This window comes from Desulfobacter curvatus DSM 3379 (genome assembly GCF_000373985.1).
Taxonomy (GTDB): Bacteria; Desulfobacterota; Desulfobacteria; order Desulfobacterales; family Desulfobacteraceae; genus Desulfobacter; species Desulfobacter curvatus.
The window spans coordinates 1-1,757 of sequence record NZ_KB893015.1 but is presented as its reverse complement, the minus strand read 5'-3'; the positions used below and the strand labels follow the sequence as shown (position 1 = coordinate 1,757).

Here is a 1,757-nt window from a genome sequence, read left to right as displayed (position 1 = left end):
ATGCCTTCTGAAAGAAGGAAAGGCGGAATTTTCCCAAAAAGGAGTGGGCGGAACAACTTCGGCCGACCTTTTATTATTTATGCGTCAGCACTGGGATACTATTAAGCGACTTGATCCAAGGGAATCAATTGGAAATTTAAACGTGACCCCAACATATAGTGTTTGTAAAAACATAAACCACGTTGGGTTGGATAGGGCTCAAATTAATCTTTACATACCAACGTAATGTTGGTAAGTCGATCATTAAGTAGGAGTTTTATATATAGCCAAGGTTAGAATCATTGTTGTATTAATAGATTTATGAATTACAATTAACTATGATCTAAACTGATTGATGCCGTTTTCTGTAATGTTAAACTTAAAAGGGACTCACGGGACAACAAAAACGCGATACAACACAATTTGTTCAGAGCGGTTTAACTGCAAGGGAGAAGGACAAAGAGGTACTGGTGCTTATTTTTGGGAAGACTCGCCTTATTCGGAGGATCTTGCCATTGCCTGGTATTTAAGTCGTATGGCGTCAGGAATTTATAGCAGAGATGCAGATAAAACATGCACAATTTTAACTGCGTGCTTGAATCTTCCTGAAGATGAATTTTTAAATCTTGAATCAGCCGAAATGAAAAGCCTCCTTTTAGAACTCATAAAAGACAAGGATATTCCCGATAATAGAAATAATGGAGCTTACTTACATGACTTATTTATTGAGATGATGGAGAAAGTGCTGGGCAACCCGATAAACGTATTCAGGGTTAATGTTTATCCACCGAGAAAACCGAGGTGTTATCCTGGACAATTAGTCGGCCAAGCTGGATGCTACGTTGCACGGACACCGAAATGTATTACAATAAATAAGTCAGAATTTTATAACAGCGAGGACTTAAAGACATGGAAAACAGCAAAAGAGTCATAGCCGCAGCAAGGCAAGTCTTCGATCAGTTGAAAGAACTCGATTCTAAAACAATCAAAGACCTGTTAAAAACAAGGGCAAAAGGAGACGTTTGTAAATACTTAACAGAGCTTTATCATTTTAATGATTGTGAAGAAGGTAACTACAGATGTTGTATGGATAAGAATAAGGTTGTGATAGATCTTACCTGCTCCACCCAAAAAAGCAGCGTTGAACCAGGCACTAATGGTAACCATTACGGAATGATTGAGCAAAAGTTATGGGCGTTGGCAGCATAAAATCTGAATTTGACTTCATCTCATATAAAGTAGATAGACTTGAATACTCGCTTAAGCCCGATATTAATTTGTTAGAGTATACAGAATATTTGCCAAGTGAAGAATGGAATATTCAGATTGCAATCAGGCAACCGTCCTATTTCTCTGATAAGGCCATTTACGTTGCGGGGCTTGATGTGAATATTGAGCTAAGCAATGAAAATACAGATGAGAAATTGATAACTTTATCAGCAGGTGTTGCTGGAATGTTTAAAGTTCCTGGTGAACGTTTCCCACAAGAAGTTGAGGAACAGATTGTTAAAAATCATTTTCCGGTACTCCTGTTACCTTATTTACGTTCCACAATAAGTTCACTTTTGGCTAATGCTGGTATTGTTCCTTTTATTTTCCCTCTTATCAATTTGCATAAGTTGGCTGAACACACTGATATTTCTATAAATGTTATCGAAGCCGGAAATAATTAATAGTAAACGTTTCTGATTATAACGGATTTTGGGGACATGTCCGTAAGCCTCCCAATGAACCCGAAATTAAAAGATTATGAAGCCAATTTTCGTGGTACTTAAATT

At 37.3% G+C, this 1,757-nt stretch carries 4 protein-coding genes; all 4 read left to right on the top strand.

What is annotated here, in order from left to right; translation table 11 throughout:
• Positions 1-226 (top strand): hypothetical protein (locus B147_RS32420; RefSeq protein ID WP_211216930.1); only part of this gene is annotated, 226 nt, incomplete at its 5' end.
• 108 nt (positions 227-334) lie between these two features.
• Entirely contained in the window at positions 335-913 is a 579-nt protein-coding gene (locus B147_RS0109390) for a hypothetical protein (RefSeq protein WP_157237836.1), read from the top strand.
• The gene (locus B147_RS0109385; protein ID WP_020586958.1) at positions 889-1,188 is read left to right on the top strand and encodes a hypothetical protein; all 300 of its coding nucleotides are present in this window, start codon (positions 889-891) and stop codon (positions 1,186-1,188) included. Before B147_RS0109390 ends, B147_RS0109385 begins: the two co-directional genes overlap by 25 nt.
• Positions 1,170-1,652: a protein-export chaperone SecB gene (locus B147_RS30225; protein ID WP_020586957.1), complete on the top strand. Its 483-nt coding sequence runs from the start codon at positions 1,170-1,172 to the stop codon at positions 1,650-1,652. Before B147_RS0109385 ends, B147_RS30225 begins: the two co-directional genes overlap by 19 nt.
• Positions 1,653-1,757: the final 105 nt, after the last annotated feature.